The sequence below is a fragment of the Cytophagales bacterium genome (genome assembly GCA_019456305.1).
In the GTDB taxonomy this organism is placed as follows: Bacteria; Bacteroidota; Bacteroidia; order Cytophagales; family VRUD01; genus VRUD01.
In genome coordinates this window covers 1-19,684 of the sequence record VRUD01000081.1, presented here as the reverse complement: position 1 = coordinate 19,684, position 19,684 = coordinate 1, and the positions used below count along the sequence as shown (strand labels likewise).

Annotated in this window: 7 protein-coding genes and 1 pseudogene; 7 read left to right on the top strand and 1 reads right to left on the bottom strand. The window is 40.8% G+C overall.

From position 1 onward, the window contains the following. The 5 genes from FVQ77_14670 to FVQ77_14650 all read left to right on the top strand — a co-directional run. On the top strand, positions 1-2,436 hold a 2,436-nt coding region (locus FVQ77_14670), incomplete at its 5' end, for a T9SS type B sorting domain-containing protein (protein MBW8051550.1). Continuing rightward, complete coding sequence (locus tag FVQ77_14665) at positions 2,415-6,956, top strand: T9SS type B sorting domain-containing protein (protein MBW8051549.1); 4,542 nt, start codon at positions 2,415-2,417, stop codon at positions 6,954-6,956. The genes FVQ77_14670 and FVQ77_14665, both read left to right, overlap by 22 nt. Before the next feature lie 295 nt (positions 6,957-7,251). After that, a complete protein-coding gene (locus tag FVQ77_14660) occupies positions 7,252-7,785 on the top strand; it encodes a Uma2 family endonuclease (GenBank protein MBW8051548.1) in 534 nt (177 codons plus the stop codon). Positions 7,786-7,814: 29 nt separating this feature from the next. Further along, on the top strand, positions 7,815-8,216 hold the full coding sequence (locus FVQ77_14655; GenBank protein ID MBW8051547.1) for a hypothetical protein: 402 nt from the start codon (positions 7,815-7,817) through the stop codon (positions 8,214-8,216). Between the two features lie 82 nt (positions 8,217-8,298). Next, positions 8,299-8,835 (top strand): phosphoribosyltransferase, encoded by a 537-nt coding sequence (locus FVQ77_14650; protein ID MBW8051546.1) that lies wholly within the window; start codon positions 8,299-8,301, stop codon positions 8,833-8,835. A gap of 1,390 nt (positions 8,836-10,225) precedes the next feature. Here FVQ77_14650 and FVQ77_14645 read toward each other — a convergent pair. Continuing rightward, positions 10,226-10,369, bottom strand: a pseudogene (locus tag FVQ77_14645) (DUF3494 domain-containing protein). Between the two features lie 418 nt (positions 10,370-10,787). Here FVQ77_14645 and FVQ77_14640 point away from each other — a divergent pair. Together FVQ77_14640 and FVQ77_14635 are read left to right on the top strand one after the other, a co-directional pair. Then, positions 10,788-13,682 (top strand): gliding motility-associated C-terminal domain-containing protein, encoded by a 2,895-nt coding sequence (locus FVQ77_14640; protein ID MBW8051545.1) that lies wholly within the window; start codon positions 10,788-10,790, stop codon positions 13,680-13,682. Between the two features lie 141 nt (positions 13,683-13,823). Then, the coding region (locus FVQ77_14635) for a hypothetical protein (GenBank protein MBW8051544.1) at positions 13,824-19,684 on the top strand (5,861 nt) is incomplete at its 3' end.

Genomic DNA, 19,684 nt, shown 5'->3' with positions numbered 1-19,684 from the left:
GCAGCGACAGTATCAGTTTCAGGAGGCACGCTTCCATATACATACAACTGGTCACCAGGCGGTGGGAACAATGATACTGCGACAGGCCTGACTGCCGGTACCTATGTCATTACCGTTACTGATAGCGCGGGATGTATATCCACAGATACCATAGTAATTACACAACCCGATTCATTGGCATTAACCATAAACAAGCTTGATGCGACCTGCGATTCTTCAAATGCAGGTGCAGCCATTGTTTTGGTTAGCGGCGGCACAACTCCTTACACTTATTTATGGAATGATCCTTCAGCTACGGATTCATTTATAGTTACCGGCTTGGCGCCTGGCATTTACACTGTAACTGTTACAGACAGCGCTGGCTGTGTAGATACCGCGTTTGCTGTTATCAATGCCCCAGACACCTTTATTACTACGATTACCTCTATAAATGATGTCAACTGTTTTGGAGCAAATGATGGGAATGCTACGGTTTCTTTATCCGGAGGAACGCCAGCCGATTCAGGGTATGTTTATTTGTGGAATACAACACCGGCTCAGACTGATTCCTTTGCCGTAAATTTACCTCCGGGCACCTGGATTTTTGAAGGTACCGATTCATTAGGATGCAAAACTTTTGCAGTTGTAACTATTAATGAACCTGCTGAATTAAAAGACAGCCTTATTTTTATTCAACATATTGGCTGCACCGGAGGAAATTGTGACGGAATGATCATAGTAGCTCCAACAGGCGGTACTCCCCCTTATTCTTATTTATGGAATGATTCTACAGCCCAAACTGATTCAACTGCTGACAGCTTATGCGCAGGAACTTATATGCTGACAATTACAGATAGCAAAGGTTGTATTGATTCGTCATTTGCTACTGTGAATACCCTTGGCGGTGGGGGCGCTGTCTTAGCTTCTACGATTGTTGCTGTTTCATGTTTTGGATTATGTGACGGTATAGCTGTTGCATCTCCGTCAGGAGGCATTCCTCCTTACATTTACCAATGGAATGACTCGCTTGCACAAACCACCCTAACAGCCGACAGCTTGTGCCAGGGAACTTATGAGGTAATTGTAACTGATTCTGCAGGTTGCCCATTCTCAGACACGGTTGTCATCTCACAACCAATTCAATCTTCAGCAGTCATAAGCGGTACTGATTCAATATGCCCTAATACCTCAACAATAAATTATCCTGTTACTGTAAACTTAACTGGGAATGCTCCATGGATCATAAGCTACACAAATGGGATTGATACAATAACCGATACTATTAATACAAGTACCATATCTTTCAATAGCGATACCTTGAATTCCAATACCACATACACATTAACCACTTTAATTGATGCATCAGGCTGCAGTGGCGCCATTTCAGGTTCTGCTGCTATTATCATGCGTCCAAAACCTGTTGCAGATGCAGGATCAGACGTTTCAATTTGCTTTGGAGACAGTACAAACTTAACAGCAGGCGGAGGTATTATCTACAATTGGACGCCTGCAACAAGTTTGACCAACGATACAGTCTTCAATCCAATCGCTTTTCCAGTAAACGCAACTACCTACTATGTTACAGTTTATACTGCAAATGGATGCTTTGACACTGATTCGGTAAAAGTAACTGTTGATCCGGAAGTTACCCCTGATGTTGAACCGGATAGTTTCTGTATAGGAGGCAGCGCTATCATAAGCGCTTTCCCTACAACCAATTCTTACTGGTGGGCAGAAGAAAATACTCCAATCGACACGATCAGTACAAGTTCAGCTCTTGTTGTTAATCCTGCCATAACAACAAATTATTTAGTGACCTCGTCAAAAGGCGCCTGTCAAAGAACAGATACTGTAACGGTAGTTGTCAATCAACTGCCAGCAGCAGATGCCGGGCCTGATACCACTATTTGTAAAGGTGAAAGTGTTCAGTTACAAGCATCAGGGGGAACTGTTTACCTTTGGGATCCGCCTTCAGGATTAGATAATATTAATGTGAACAACCCTGTTGCAAGTCCACCATCCGCTACGATCTATTTTGTAACGGTTACGGATTCTAATGGATGCATTAATTATGATTCGGTAACCGTATCTTTGAATGCTGCTCTATGTAAAGACTGTGAATTGTTCATTCTTAGCGGATTTTCACCTAACGTTGATGAAGTAAACGAAAATTGGATCATTGATGGTGTTGATTGTACACCTAATAAAGTAATAATTTATAACAGGTGGGGAGATAAGGTGTGGGAAGGGAAAGATTATAATAATAAAAAGGATGGAATAGTATGGGACGGCACGAACCAGCATGGCAGGCCTCTGCCCGATGGTACCTATTTCTTTTTGATTGAATTAGATAATAAAAATCCTGTCCGCAAGATCACTGTGCGGAAAAATGGTACAGATGAGGAGTATAAAACAGAAAGACCGATTATTCAGGGATGGGTGCAGATCATGAGGTAAATTATAAGATGGTTATATTAAATTATTATAAATTTGTTCAAATTCTTTTAATCCACATGAAAAAGCATTTTCTCTTTTTATTTTGTATCTTACAAGGCTTCAATATTACTTTTGCCCAAAACTTGGTACCCAACGGGGACTTTGAAAATTATAGCTCGTGCCCAACAGGCATTAGCCAGTTTGATTTGGCAGTGCCATGGAATAATCCGAATCAGGCTACTCCGGATTATTATAATGCATGTTATGTTGACCCCTTTTGTCCTCCTATTTGTTGCCCTCCTTTTTGCCCTGGTGCCTCTTCGGTTGATGTTCCTGATAATCTTTTAGGATACCAGGTGGCGAGATCAGGAGTGGGGTATGCAGGTTTTATCGCTTATGAAGACTTTCCTTGTCTGCTGCCTCCCTGCCCCTGCCCTAATCCTGATACTTCTCCTCCTTGGAGAGAATATATGCAAGTACAATTAACTACACCTTTAGCGGCAGGAGTAACCTATTGTGTCCAATTTTATGTATCTTTAGCTGATAGTGTTCGTTATGCCACTGATGATATTGGATTGTATTTTTCTAATACTGCTATTAGTGATCCTGATTCAGGTGCTTTGCCTTTTACTCCACAAATAGTAAATACTAGTGGTGTTATAACTGATGCAATTAACTGGGTATTAATTGACGGCACCTATATTGCTGCAGGCGGTGAAGCGTATATTATAATTGGTAATTTTAAAGATGATGTAAATACCACAGTTGTGTGTGTTAATAGTAATGCACCTTTTGGTAATTCATTTGCTTATTATTACGTAGAAGATGTCTATATTGACACAATTGGTGGTTGCCCTTCTTGCGTACCACCATCCACTCCCGGAGCCATCACTGGTCCCGACACCGTATGCTTCGGTCAAACAAGCGTAAGTTATTCCATCTCATCTGTAGCCGGGGCTACTTCATACAATTGGACCGTACCGGCAGGAGCTGCCATAACAGCAGGACAAAACACCATTTCAATTACTGTTGATTTTGGCGCTACGTCCGGTAATGTTTGCGTAACAGCAGGCAATGGCTGCGGAACAAGCGTTGCAAGCTGTTATGCTATCAGCGTGAATGCCGCACCAACAGCGAGTATCACTTCCAGCGCCAATATCTCCTGTAACGGAGCCAGCGATGGCTCTGCTACTGTCACTCCTTCAGGAGGTACCCCCGGCTATACTTATTCCTGGTCTCCCAGCGGAGGATCCGGTGCAACTGCCACAGGCCTGGCTGCGGGTAATTATACAGTTACTGTTACGGATGCTAACAACTGTTCCGGTACCTCAGCGCCTGTAACGATCACTGAACCTGCTACCTTGTCTGCCTCCATAATATCAAGTTCAGATATTACCTGTAATGGGTTTGGTGACGGCACTGCTACAGTTTCATCTTCCGGAGGTACAGGAGCACATTCATACTTATGGTTACCCAGCGGAGGAACAAACTCTACTGCCACAGGTTTAGGCCCGGGAACCTATACGGTTACTGTAACTGACGCAAACCTTTGTCAGACGATTGCTAATACAACCATCATTGAACCTGATTCCTTAACCGCCTCTATAATATCAAGTTCAGATATTACTTGTAACGGATTTGGTGACGGCGCTGCCACGGTTTCGTCTTTAGGTGGTACCGGGATACATTCATACTCATGGTCACCCAGCGGGGGAACAAACTCAACCGCCACTGGATTAGGTCCCGGTTCATATATAGTTACCGTTACTGATGTAAACAATTGTTCGACCTCTGCTAATGTAACCATCGCTGAACCATCAGCCATCACCTTATCGTTAACTTCAAACCCAGCCACCTGTGGAAATGCTGACGGTACAGCAACAGTTGCGGCTTCAGGAGGAGCCGGTTCATACACTTATTTATGGGCACCTCCGGCACAGACTACCCCCATAGCAACAGGTTTGGCTTCCGGTAATTATACGGTGATCGTGACCGATTCAAATAGTTGTTCACAATCCGGGTTTGTGATCGTAACAGATCTTGGAGGAGCTGCTGTAAGCGGTATGCTCATTAGCGAAGTGAATTGTTTTGGAGGCAATGACGGAGCAGCGACAGTATCAGTTTCAGGAGGCACGCTTCCATATACATACAACTGGTCACCAGGCGGTGGGAACAATGATACAGCGACTGGCTTGACTGCCGGTACCTATGTCATTACTGTTACTGATAGCGCGGGATGTATATCCACAGATACCGTATTAATTACACAACCCGATTCATTGGCATTGACTACAAACAAGCTTGATGCGACCTGCGATTCTTCAAATGCGGGTGCAGCTATTGTTTTGGTTAGTGGCGGCACAACTCCTTACACTTATTTATGGAATGATCCTTCAGCTACGGATTCATTTATAGTTACCGGCTTGGCGCCTGGCATTTACACTGTAACTGTTACAGACAGCGCTGGCTGTGTAGATACCGCGTTTGCTGTTATCAATGCCCCAGACACCTTTATTACTACGATTACCTCTATAAATGATGTCAACTGTTTTGGAGCAAATGATGGGAATGCTACGGTTTCTTTATCCGGAGGAACGCCAGCCGATTCAGGGTATGTTTATTTGTGGAATACAACACCGGCTCAGACTGATTCCTTTGCCGTAAATTTACCTCCGGGCACCTGGATTTTTGAAGGTACCGATTCATTAGGATGCAAAACTTTTGCAGTTGTAACTATTAATGAACCTGCTGAATTAAACTACAGCCTGTTCTTGCAAAATATTGGCTGCACCGGGGGAAATTGTGACGGAATGATCATAGTAACCCCAACAGGAGGTACTGCTCCTTATTCTTATTTATGGAATGATCCTTCAGTCCAAACAGATTCAACTGCTGACAGCTTATGCGCAGGGGCTTATATGCTGATAATTACAGATAGCAAGGGTTGTATTGATTCGGTTTTTGCTGCTGTGGATAGCCTTGGTGGCGGGGGCGCTGTCTCAGCTTCTACGATCAATGCTGTTTCATGTTTTGGATCATGTGACGGTGTAGCTGCTGCATCTCCGTCAGGAGGTATTCCTCCTTACACTTACCTATGGGATGATCCTGCTAACCAAACCAATGATACAGCTACGGGCCTTTGTCCGGGAACTTATGAGGTAATTGTAACTGATTCTGCAGGTTGCCCATTCTCAGACACTGTTGTCATCTCACAACCAATTCAATCTTCAGCAGTCATAAGCGGTACTGATTCAATATGCTCTAATACCTCAACCACAGACTCCACAATTACGGTAAACTTTACAGGAAATGCTCCCTGGAGCATAAGCTATACAAATGGTGTTGATACAATAACTATCAACAATATTTCCACGACCCCCTTTTCGTTCAATAGTGATACCCTCAATTCCAATACCACATATACTTTAACGACTTTAATTGATTCATCAGGTTGCAGTGGCGCCATTTCAGGTTCTGCTGCTATTATCATACGTCCAAAACCTGTTGTAAATGCAGGATTAGGCGTTTCAATCTGCTTTGGAGACAGCACAAACTTAACAGCAGGCGGAGGTATTATCTACAATTGGACACCGTCAATAAGTTTGACCAACGATACAGTCTTCAATCCAATCGCTTTTCCAGTAAACACAACTACCTACTATGTTACAGTTTATACCGCAAATGGATGCTTTGACACTGAATCGGTAACCGTAACTGTTGATCCGGAAGTTTTTACTTCAGTTGAACCGAGTAGTTTCTGTATAGGAGGCAGCGCTATCATAAGCGCTTTCCCTACAACCAATTCTTACTGGTGGGCAGAAGAAAATACTCCAATCGACACGATCAGTACAAGTTCAGCTCTTGTTGTTAATCCTGCCATAACAACAAATTATTTAGTGACCTCGTCAAAAGGCGCCTGTCAAAGAACAGATACTGTAACGGTAGTTGTCAATCAACTGCCAGCAGCAGATGCCGGGCCTGATACCACTATTTGTAAAGGTGAAAGTGTTCAGTTACAAGCATCAGGGGGAACTGTTTACCTTTGGGATCCGCCTTCAGGATTAGATAATATTAATGTGAACAACCCTGTTGCAAGTCCACCATCCGCTACGATCTATTTTGTAACGGTTACGGATTCTAATGGATGCATTAATTATGATTCGGTAACCGTATCTTTGAACGCTGCTCTATGTAAAGACTGTGAATTGTTCATTCTTAGCGCATTTTCACCTAACAAGGATGAAGTAAACGATAGCTGGATCATTGATGGTGTTGTTTGCCTGCCTAATAAAGTAACGATTTATAACCGGTGGGGAGATAAGGTGTGGGAAGGGGAAAATTATAATAATAAAAAGGATGGAATCGTATGGGATGGCAATAACATGAATGGGAGGCCCCTGCCCGATGGTACCTATTTCTTTTTGATTGAATTAGATAATAATAACACTCTCCGCAAGATCACTGTAGATAAAAATGGTACAAAGGAGGAGTATACAACAGAAAGTCCGGTTATCAATGGGTGGGTTCAGATTTTACGCTAAAAAACTAGTATCAAATGTCAAAAATTAGCGTAATTATGAATACGCTTTTTTCGACTTCAAGTTATCTGTTTATGATGGTTAAATGGTTATATGGTTATATGGCTAAAATTACTGTTAATCAACCATATAACCATAAAGCCATATAACCATTTTTTCAATGAATAATTCATAAGAGTGAACCATTTAAATTAAATACTATTATTTATGAAATTAAGTACTAGTATTTTTTTGAATTTCAATTATTATGAGTACCTTTGTACGATGAAACTTTTTATGTTTTTAATCTTTGAAGATTATGGGATTAGCACAAAAATATCTGCCATATTATACCTATGATGATTATTACCGGTGGGAGGGTAACTGGGAACTAATTTATGGTGTGCCTTATGCAATGTCTCCCACACCTGTGTTTAAACATCAGGAAATTAATGGGAAAATATTAATTCAATTATCTCAAAAACTGGAAAATTGTCCAAAATGTAAGGCCGTTATGCCGCTGGATTGGATAATCAGTGATGATACTGTAGTGCAGCCTGATGTTTCTGTGATATGTGGAAAATTTACTGATGACTTTTTAAAATTTCCACCTTCATTGATTTTTGAAATTCTTTCTCCCAAAACCAAAGATAAAGACAGGGGAATAAAATATGAAATTTACCAATCACAAGGTGTAAGATATTATGTCATTGTAGATAAGGATGAAGAGAAGGTTGAAGTATTTGAGTTGAAAAATAAAAAATATGCAAAAGTGCTTGGAACTAAAAATAAGCATTTTATTTTTGATTTGGGAGATTGTAAATTTGATTTTGATTTTGGGAAGGTATGGTAGATAAGAATACGAAAGTAATTTTATTAAAAATGTTCCAAAAGTTTCCAAACATATTGTTTTTACTGGTATTTGTTTTCTCAACAGTTACGGCATTAAATGTCGTAATCAAATCCTTTACTGCTTCCTACCAGGGCGTTGATATCAGGCTTGACTGGGAGATAAATGATAATATGGGAGTTGGTTCATTTGATCTTTACAGGAAGATAGATGATAAACCTGAAAAAAAGATCATTACCATTAATTCAACCGGGTCTTTAGATTATTTTTTTATAGATGATAATATCTATAAAAACAGTGATAATCCACAAACGCTCGTGTACAGGTTGATTACAAGATCAAGCGAGGGCGATGAAATTTCCATCACATCAATACAACATGATCCCACAGCCGTTCAACGTTCATGGGGGAGCATTAAGTCTATGTTTAAATAAAAAGCAGTTGGCAGTTGGCAATAGGCAGTTGGCAATATTGCCAACTGCCTATTGCCAACTGCCAACTATTATTTTCAAATACATGGTTGCTTCACAACAACATCTAATCCTTAATAAAAATCAGGTAAAGCAAAAGATAAAACGCATAGCTTTTGAGATATATGAAAATAATTTTGATGAACAGGAGTTGATTTTTGCCGGGATCGTAAATAAGGGGTACCTGTTTGCTTTGCAAGTTCAAAGCGAATTTTGTAAAATCTCGCCTGTCAAAACAACCCTTTTTAAGGTTTTTGTTGATAAGAAAGCTCCCCTGCAGAGTGATATAAAAATTACCGGAGATCACGATAAGAACGGGAATAAATATGCCCCTTTAATTAATAATAAGTCTATTGTATTATGTGATGATGTTTTGAATACTGGACGAACGATGGCTTACTGCTTAAAGCCTTTTCTCAATGCAGAGATTAAAAAAATTCAAACAGCGGTTTTGGTTGATAGAAATCACAGGAATTTTCCTGTTTCCGCTGATTATGTCGGTTACTCCCTTTCGACAACCATTAAAGAGCGTATTGAGGTAATAATGGATGATAAAGATAAATTTGGCGTTTATTTGCATTAGGGCATCTCTAAAAACTACATATTTTTTAAAACACACCCCTTGCCCCTCTTGATAGAGGGGAATGTATGGTGTAGTTTTTAGAGATGCCCATTAGGAGGTTTTTTAAAAAAAATCCTTGCCACCAAGGCACAAAGAAACACAAAGATAATTTTAAAAAATTTGTGTAACTTAGTGTCTTAGTGTCTTTGTGGCAGGAAAACGTAGCAAAAAAAAATAAAAAAATGAAAGCCTATCTACTGAAAGTCAACTTATCTTGTATTTTTATTGCTCTTTTTTACAATTTCTTCCCGATTGTTTCGGGATCCAATTTTCTATATGCCCAGGAATGTAATATCATATACGTAACTCCAGGAGGCGCTACAAGCGGAGCAGCAGGCACAAGAAGCACTCCGGCAGATCTTAGCTACGGATTAACGCTTGTTACTCCTTCCGCAAAAAGATTATGGCTGGCTACGGGTACTTATCCCATTACTAATGCATTACAATTGCAGGATAGTATAACAATTGAAGGTGGATTTAATTCAGTAACCTGGGAAAAAAGCAACGGAACAGAGAGTGTTATTGCGCGGGACGCTTCCAATCCTGATCTTGCAAGTAAATCAACAATCGGCTTGATGGGCAACACTGTTTCTAATTTCAGATTACAGGATATTACCGTAACAGTGGCAAATGCTCCCGGAAATCAAATTTCTGTTTACGGTATTTACCTGAGCAGTTGTTCAAATTATAATATTACGCGTTGTATTGTTACTACCGGAGCTGGTTCGCCTGGTATTGATGGAACTTCAGGAGCAAATGGTACTCCGGGGGCAACTGGTTTGCCAGGCGGGCCTGGTAATGATCAGGAAGCTCCTGCACCTGGCGGAACAGGAGGAGCAGGTGGCGGAGGAAACAATGGCGGGACTGGTGCACCAGGTGGAAAATGGCAAGGTGGCCCGAATGGTTTGGCTGGTTTATCGCCAGGCTGTGGTGGATCAGGTGGAATTACCGGTACAGGTGATGATGATTGCTTTTTTTGTAGTCCTTCCTGTAATAATTCAATACCTGGAACATCGGGTGGAAATGGCGATAACGGTTCACCTGCCGGTGGTTCAGGTAGTATTGGTCCTTCCGGCTCGGTTATAGCGGGGTATTTTGTTCCGGGTGATACCGGAGGTACAGGAATAGCCGGAGCGAATGGTTGCGGTGGCGGTGGCGGAGGTGGTGGGGGAGGCCGTCAGCAAAGCGGTGCGGATGATGTAGGCGGCAGCGGTGGTGGTGGTGGCGGAGGCGGTGAAAGCGGCCAGGGCGGAACAGGTGGTACCGGTGGTGGTTCTTCGTATGCTATATTTTTATTTAATAATGGCGCTGCCGGGATCATCCAGGATTGCGGTCTTAATCCAGGCCCTGCCGGACCTGGTGGTGCTGGTGGCGCTGGTGGTAGTGGAGGTTCTGGCGGAACCGGAGGTGCAGGAGGTTCTGGTGGGCCTTGTCATCCTTTTAGCGTTGGCGGGACAGGCGGCAATGGCGGAAGCGGGGCAAATGGAGGAAATGGAGGAACTGGTGCAACGGGCCAAAGTGTTGCATTAAGTGAAAACGGTGGCATATCAGTTTCAAACTTAGGCATTACAACAGTTCCCGGCAATCCACCTCCACCCACCATTACCGTTGATAATAAGGGCTGTGTGAATGCTGAAGTAATATTCACCGGCAGCACAAATGCCGTCTGGGGTTTTGGCGCCAACGCGGCTCCTGCAACAGCTTCAGGTGCCGGCCCACATTCTGTAATCTATTCAACAACAGGAAGAAAGACCATTACTTTTAACGGTACTGCTTTTACCGATTATGTAGATATTTTCAGCAGCGGGCTTACGCCTTCCATTACTCCTGGTAATGGAACCGATACGGTAGGCTGTCCAAATTCGTTTATCACCTCTATTACAGGCAGCTATTACGAATGGATATTTGGTAGTATGGCAAATCCGGATACTGTAGCCGGGCCTGCTTTCCAAACAGTTGACAGTATCTATTTCAGCTCTCCCGGAACATATACCATAGAATTATGGGTAACCACTTCCTGCTGCGGACGCGTACGCGATACCACCACGGTGACCGTAATTGCAAACACATTCAATGTTGACCTGGCAGCATCTAACGACAGTATTTGTCTTGGCGATTCCATAACTTTTATTGCGTCCCCCCCAGGTTATATCAGCTATGAGTTCTTTATTAACGGTGTTTCAGTACAGAATAGCCCGGATAGTATTTTTACAACAACAGGATTATTAACAGGCGACTCAGTAGTTGTTTCTGCATTTGTTGGCAACTGTTTTACCAATCCGAGCGCTATACTGGCACCGGTGGTTGTGCCTATTCCCACAGCCCTATTGACTAATTCTGAGCCGGACAGCACAATATGCCAGGGAGACAGTATAATTTTTACTGCATCACCGGCTACTTATGCATTCTATGATTTTTATGTTGATACCACCCTGGTCCAATCAGGTTCGGGAAATGTTTTTACAACAGATACCTTAACAAATGGAGATAGTATCACTGTAATAGTACCCAATCTGCTTTTATGCCTCGGGCCTTCAAGCAATTCCATTACAATTACCGTGAATCCTGTGCCTGCTGTAACTTTGAGCAGCTCTGACTCTAATAGTACAATTTGTGTAGGAGATTCAGTGACATTTACCGTAAACCCATCGGGTATCAATAATTATGAATTTTATGTTGGAGGCACATTTGTTCAGTCCGGACTAAGCAATACCTATACCACTACAAATTTAACCGATGGAGACAGCATTGTTGTAGCGGCTATAAGCAGTTTCGGTTGTGCCGGTGTGACGAATACTTTGTTTTTTGCAGTAAATCCGCCTCAGCCGGTGATCTTAACAAGTACTGCTGATACGATTTGTTTTGGCGATAGTATAATTTTTACAGCTTCTCCCGGAGGGTATGACAGCTATGAGTTCTTTTCAGGAGCAACATCACTCCAGGATAGTTCGAACAATACTTACAGCGCCACAAATTTACAACCCGGTGATACGATCACGGTTGTGGCAACGCATTTGGGTTGCCCTTCTGTTCCGGGCAATGCTGTATCCATTGCAGTACTTTCAGGGCCAGCCATTGCTTTAAGCAGTTCGGATACTACAATTTGTGTTGGAGATAGTGTGCTATTTACAGCCTCTCCTGCAGGGTTTGTTAATTATGAGTTTTTTATTGGTGCAAGCTCTGTTCAGTCAGATACTATGAATACCTTTACTATCACAACCTTAACAGATGGCGATAGTATTGTAGTGATTGCTTCAGACATTTATTGTCCGGGCCCTCTTAGTAATACAATAGTTTTTACTGTTAATCCATTGCCCAATGTTACATTGAGCTCAGATATGGGTACCACTATCTGCGATGGGGATACGGTAACAATCACTGCATCTGCTGCCGGTTCCAACACTTACGAATTTTTTATCAACGCCATTTTACAAAATAGTACGGATAGTACCTATACAACAGATAGTCTGAGTGATGGTGATATTATCACTGTAATTGCTACGAGCAGTGCAGATTGTATTGGCCCGGTGAGCAATTCATTGATCTTTACCGTAAATCCCATACCCATAGCGGCATTGATCAGCAATAAGGATACGATATGCAGTGGTGAGAGCATTACTTTTACAGCAAACCCTTCAGGATGCGGCACTTATGATTTTTATGATGGAGCCACCTTAGTGCAAAGCAGCGCTGACAGCGTTTTTACGACAATAAACCTGGATACTACAAACAGTATTGTTGCGATAGTAACTTGTTTAGGATGTCCAAGCCCACCCAGTAGCGCTATTGTAACCACAGTAATTCCTTTTCCTAACGTTACAGGAAACGATACTTCAACCACCTGTGACAGTATCGGTACTATTACGCTTACCGGAAGCCCGCTTGGGGGGGTATGGTCGGGTTTGGGTATTATTGATACCTTGGCAGGCATATTTAGTCCTGTTCTCACAGGTGCAGGGAATCATCTGGTTACTTACACTTTTTCTAATGCCAACTGTTCAGATACAGATACTTTGGTAGTTACTGTAAATGCGCTGCCTGTTAATGCAGGGATTGATACCTCTGTTTGTGAAAAAGGGGATTCTATTGTGCTTGCCGGATTTAGTCCTCCCGGTGGAGTGTGGTTAGGTGATGGTATCACTGATAGCACCTTGGGGATCTTTGTTCCCGGAGCTACAGTTGCAGGGTTGCATTCGATCACTTACACACTATCTGATGGCAAGTGTACATTTTCAGATACTACAGTAGTTACCGTTAATGCCTTACCTGTTGTAACATTAACAACCCTTAACAATACAATTTGTGAAGGAGATAATATCACTTTTACTGCGACCCTTTCGGTCTATGACGATTATGTATTTTTTGTTAACGCTGATTCGGTGCAGGATAGTGTGAGTAATACTTACTCTACAACTGAAATAAAAAATGGTGATGCCATTACCGTTATAGCAACAAACCTGGGTTGTACCGGTGAGCTTAGCAATGAATTAACCGTTACGATCAGGGAAGATTGCCGTAAAGAGCTTTTTATTCCCAGCGCTTTTTCTCCAAACGAGGATGAAAAAAATGATACACTTTATATCAGGGGGATTGGAATTGATAATGTTATAACTTTTGTAGTTTATAACCGCTGGGGTGAAAAGATATTTGAAAAGAATGATTTTGAAGCTAATCTTCCTGAACACGGATGGGACGGCACACTTCATGGAACTGAGCTGAATCTTGGCGTTTTTGTATATTATGTAGAGGTAGCGTATTTTGACGGGACGAAGGAAAGTAAGAACGGGGATGTTACCCTGATACGTTGAAGCCACAGGGTGAACGTTGATCCGTTAAATAAAAAAATAGCGATGGTTAGGTATTATTTGTTTTTGTTATCTTTTTGAATTATCTTTGCTTTTTATTTCTTTTTGTATTCCAAGCAAAAACCATCAACCCTTATTAATGCTATGAAGACCAAATTTTTCTATCCGTTTATAATTTTAGGATTACTTTTACCTAAAATTATATTTGCACAAATAGATTCATTAAATGAACCGATTACTTTCGATAGATTTGGTAATGTTCCTGGTCTGCAAGATTTAATCATACCCTCAGATGAGCATATTATCCACCATTCTCATCAATGTACAGCGGGTTTCTTTAAGCTAACATTCAAGGATCGGGCATCAGGAACGGGTGTAGGTTTCGATGATCCAACACTAATTGGAAGTGATACTCTTGGTCAACTTCGGAAAAATGTTGTTTGCCAGGTCTTTACAGATCTTTCTGCACTTTTTGCCAGCACACCAGATCCTGTAAATATTGAGATAAAATCAAGTGCGTTTAACCCAATAACTGGTGTCTTGGCATCTGCATCCCCTTATTATAAGACATGTACTAATACTTTAGCAGAAAATAATGGAATAATAGATGGATTTGTTTGGAACGCTATCAATAGTGAAAGTAATGAACCAAATACCTTTGACGGATTTATAAATGTTAAATTTGATAATTTATCCGATTTCTGGTACTACGATACGTCACCAACAATACCTTTTGATAAATATGATCTTTATACGGTACTGTTACACGAAGCGCTCCACTTATTTGACTTCGGATCGTTAATTGGGGCAAACGGGCAGAGTATATTTTCTGCTGCAGGTAAAGATTTTTATTCACGGTATGATACCTATTTAGAAACCTCAACCGGTGTTTCTTTGATAGACTGGGACGGATGCTATAATGCGATCTTTAACCCTGCATTTCAAAACCCTGATAGTGTTATTACTTCCAGTTGTTCAAACATTAAATTCAATAGCCCTTCAGCGGGTATTCAAATCCCTGTTTTTGCACCCTCTACCTATAAAGTTGGTTCAAGCCTTAGCCACCTAGATAACACTTGTTCCAGCCCTTTTGTAGATTATGTGATGCATCCTGCCATTGGCCAGGGTGAAAATAAACGAATTCCAACCAATGAGGATGTTTATGTATTATTGGATATTGGTTATGCAATAACGGGTAATTTCGGAGATACAATTACCGGTTTGCCTTCCGGAGGAATAAATGTAGCGGGTTTGCCGGATTTCGAGATAATGGAATCCTGTGATACTATTACCATTACACCCTTAGTCAATGATAAGAATGCCGCTTCTTTTGCTTGTCTTGAGCCATTAGATGCAAATGGAACAATTATTAACAATACGGGTATTTCTTTTGACTTTATACCTGGGGGTAGTGGTATTATGACTTTTCGTTACATACCTGTTGAAGCAGGTGGAAAACAAGGCAATTATACATGTATTACAATTCAGGTAGTTAATTGCGGAGCGATGGACGGCTGTTCATCTCCTTCAAACTGCAATATGATATGTAATTTTAATGTAGGTAATCAAAATTGGACAGATGAGTGGTTTGTTTCACATGGTTCACCTGACTATGATACCCGAATAAATGTACCTGATTCCGGTGCTATTCAGATGTGGTCTATGTCATCAAATCAGGGAGAAGGTATTGTTATACCAATAAATGTAGTTGGAGGTAATAATTATATTTTCTCTTTTTATAGAAGAAGAAGAAACCATGAACTAGGCAATACAGATTATTTAAGTAACGTTTATGTAAAGTTATTGGATAGTGGTGATTCTACTATGTTTCCTCTAACTTCTTTTAATACTATTCCTTCGACACCTATTTTATCACAAACAATTTTACATGAAATAAATTTAAATGTTAATAATACTGTCTGGGAGCAAATAGTAGTTTGCTTTACTGCAAATCAAGATTATGATTATTTGTGGATTTATCCCCAACAAATTGGATTACCTGATTGGCTTCACGTTGATAGGATTGAGTTAATAGAATATTTTCATTCAGCCGGAACTGATGATACTATTGCTTGTGGTGATATTACAATAGGTGAACCATTATGTTCTGTTGATAGTACAATATTTGAATGGAGAGATATAACTGATACTACAGTTATTGGAAATACAGACCAAATAATAGTAAATTTAAACCAAACCACTACCTTTGAATTAAAAAGAACATTGCCCTTACTTCCTTCTACTGTTGTATTACCAGCTACGAATGCAAATTGCGAAGCAATAGATACTGTAAAAATAACAGTCACAAACCCTGTTACACTGACCATATCTACAACAGATGAAACATCATGTTCAGCTAATAATGGTACTGCCTCTGTAATTCCTTCAGGTGGAATATCACCCTATATTTATGAATGGCAAATTGGGGATTCAATTCTTACTGATTCAAGTATTAGTGGTCTTAGTGCAGGTACCTATATCTTAACAGTAAACGATTCGGCTGGTTGTACAGCCATCGAAAACATAACTATAAATGAACCAACTACATTATCGCTCGCTGCAATTAAAACAGATGTATCGTGTAGTGGAGGTAGCGATGGTTCTATAGATTTAACTGTAAGTGGAGGTATGCCCCCATATTCCTATTTGTGGTCGACAGGAGATACCACGCAAGATATTTTAAATTTACCAAGTGGAATTTATGCTGTAATTGTAACTGATTCTGATAGTTGTACCCCAGGTTTAAGTGTTACTATTAATCAACCACTCCCACTTAATCATTCTATAAACAGCTCTACAAATTTCTGCGAAGGTTTAAATGGTGGAGAAGTCACAGTAAACATATCAGGAGGAGTTCCACCCTATACTTATCTTTGGAGTGATACCGGTTTACAAACAACACCAACTGCAACAGGTTTAAATGCTGGTACCTACAATGTGACTGTAACTGACACCAATGGCTGTATTGAATCTGATAGTGTAACAATAAATGATTCGCCCGTGGTATCAATTAAATCAAGCGCCTATTCTCCACCTTGTTCTGGTTTTTTTCGTGGATTTGCAATTGTAACTGTAACTGGTGGTATTCCTCCTTATTCTATTCAATGGGATCCAAATATACCTAATACAACTCCATTTGTATTCCCTATTTTCGGTACTTATCAGGTTACAGTTACAGATGTAAATGGATGTGCTATTACTGATAGTGTAATAATAAATCAATCAACTGCTTTTTCAGCCTCTATTGATTCAATTAAAAATGTATCATGTTTTGGTTTTAATGACGGAGAAGCAACTGTTACCGTATCAAATGGCATACCTCCTTTTTCCTATTTGTGGAATACAACACCGCCACAAACCTCAGATACTGCGACAGGATTAACAGCCGGAACATACATTGTTACAATAACAGATGTTTTAGGCTGTTCAGTAACTGCCATTGCAACCATAAATGAGCCTCCATCTATTGCAGATGCAGGCACGGATACAACTATCTTTTGTGGAGATAGTATTACTTTCAGCGCCCAGCCTTCAGATACCACATTATTATATGTATGGTCTCCATCTTCAGGCTTAAATGATACAACCTTAGCAAACCCCATTGCTTTCCCGGTTTTTACCACGCAATATGTATTAACAGTAACCGACACCACTACGAGTTGTATAGATTCTGATACGGTAATAGTAACCGTGATCCCCCAACCAATCGCAAATGCCGGCCCTGATACAAGCATTTGCTTTGGAGATACTATTGTTATCGGTCCTCAAATAGTTGATACTACCTTATTTTACAGTTGGTTACCCTTTACAGGATTAGATGATGCCGAAATACCAAATCCTTTAGCGTTTCCTTCTATTACTACCCAATATATTTTAACAGTAGAGGATAGTGCTACAAACTGCATAAATTTTGATACTATGTTGATAACAGTCGGAAATCCAGTGGCAGATGCAGGCACTGACATCATTCTTTGCTGTGGAGATAGCGCTGTGATTGGCCCCAAAATAGTCGTAGATTCCTTTTTATATAGCTGGACGCCTATTATTGGTTTAGATGATCCTGATACTGCTAATCCTAACGTTTCGCCACCAACCTGTAATCCTGAGGATTCAAATATATACACTTTAACCGTAACCGATACCATTACAGGCTGCGTGAATTTCGATACTTTATCAGTAACTGCTGTACCACCGCCTCCGGCAAATGCAGGCCCTGATCTTTTTTGTACCCCTGGTAATATTGGTGTTTCACCAAGCGTTGGCTTAGTTTATTCCTGGACACCGGTAATCGGTCTGGATGATCCAAATATATCCAACCCATTTGCCAGCCCGGATGCTCCCACTACTTATGTATTGACAGTAACTGATACTACATTGGGCTGCCAGAATACAGATGCAGTTTTCGTGCATGTGATCAACTTTGATACAACAAGCTTTACTGCTACGGTATCACAAACATGGACACCCGCTAATAACCCGATAGCTCCCGGAAAAGATACTATCTTTATTGAAGATACATTGACCATTCCTGCAGGTATTCAGATCACTATGCTGGATCTGGTCTTTGAATTTGGTCTATCCGGCTTAATAATTATTGAACCCGATGCAACGCTGACCGCTTTTAGAACGACTTTCACCGGGCTTGATGTACCCTGCGAAACCCCCTGGCAGGGTGTAAATGTACAGGCTGAAATATTACCTGGTGACCAAATTCTTTACGGCAGATTAATTATGGACAGTTCATCTGTGGTCGTACATGCACAACAGGGGATATTCGGCCAGGGAATAGTAGAGGCACAGAACAGCGTTTTTGGTGATAATGATGTAAGCTATAATGTAACAAGTATAGGAAATAACGGTTTTAACCCCAGCTTTTTTAAAAATTGTACCTTTGAAAGTACCCAGCCGCTGCGCAGCGGCTCAACTGCCCCACATAAATTTGTGGTGATTGGACCTGCAGTTTCCGGTGTGCTGTTTGAAAATGATACCTTCCGTAATATTTTATCCGGATTTACAGGCACTCAGAGGCCTACTTCAATTCAAGTTGTAGTTGCTCACAATATTACTATCAATAATAATGTTTTTACAGACGTTAACTGGGGTATTCTTTCCACTGGCGCCCGCAATATTACGCTTAATAATAATACTTTTACAGATGTTAACCGGGGTATTTTTTCCATAAATTCTCTCTCTACCATAGAAAGCAGGTTTATTATCACAAATAATATCTTCACCGATGTAATAGTTCCTATACGCATTGAAGGCGGCAGATTTGATCTGATCACAGGCAATGAATTTCATGGCTTCGTGATAGACCCCGCGCACCGGTCTGTTTTCTTCGGTATTTATTTGCTCAATACATCGGGTTTTATAATAAAAGCCAATATTTTTGACGTAGCGCAGTACGCAATATTCTGTATCAATTCAGGCGATCTGGGTGGCGTTATATCTAATGATAATACATTCACCGATTGCTGGAGAGATATTGATGCGAGAGGCGACAATCCTTTGCTCAGCATTAAATGCAATGTGCATACCAATAATGTAGCTTCTGCATGGACTATCGTTAATCACCGCTTCCAGGACGGCTTTGGGAATTGGGTGACCATACCGGCTGATATGAAAGATCACCAGGGACTCTGTTTCCCAAATAATCCAAAAAATCCCGCAGGGAATGATTTTAATAATGGTAATTCTCATATTTTTATTATTACATCAGCAAGGGCAACAGGCAGCTTTACTTATCATAGCCATACGCCAAATTTTTCATTTCCAAATGTTGTACCATTTAATAGCAGCGCTGGTGTAACAATAGATATCTGTCATGTAATCAAAAATAATAATTCATGCTGCCCGACATTTCAATTATGTCCTATATCAATTGATATTGATTTTCATGAAAAGGTACCATTTGATACATTGCCTGCCGCTGAGAGAAGAATTATGAAAGAAATAAGGCAGGCGCCCAACCCGGCTGAAAGGCAGCTAAAGGTGAATGAGCTTAT

Excerpts from the sequence above, each read along its gene's own strand:
- FVQ77_14665 (MBW8051549.1), top strand. The coding sequence starts at position 2,415 with ATGGGTGCAGATCATGAGGTAAATTATAAGATGGTTATATTAAATTAT.
- FVQ77_14660 (MBW8051548.1), top strand. The coding sequence starts at position 7,252 with ATGGGATTAGCACAAAAATATCTGCCATATTATACCTATGATGATTAT.
- FVQ77_14655 (MBW8051547.1), top strand. The coding sequence starts at position 7,815 with ATGTTCCAAAAGTTTCCAAACATATTGTTTTTACTGGTATTTGTTTTC.
- FVQ77_14650 (MBW8051546.1), top strand. The coding sequence starts at position 8,299 with ATGGTTGCTTCACAACAACATCTAATCCTTAATAAAAATCAGGTAAAG.
- FVQ77_14640 (MBW8051545.1), top strand. The coding sequence starts at position 10,788 with ATGGCAAATCCGGATACTGTAGCCGGGCCTGCTTTCCAAACAGTTGAC.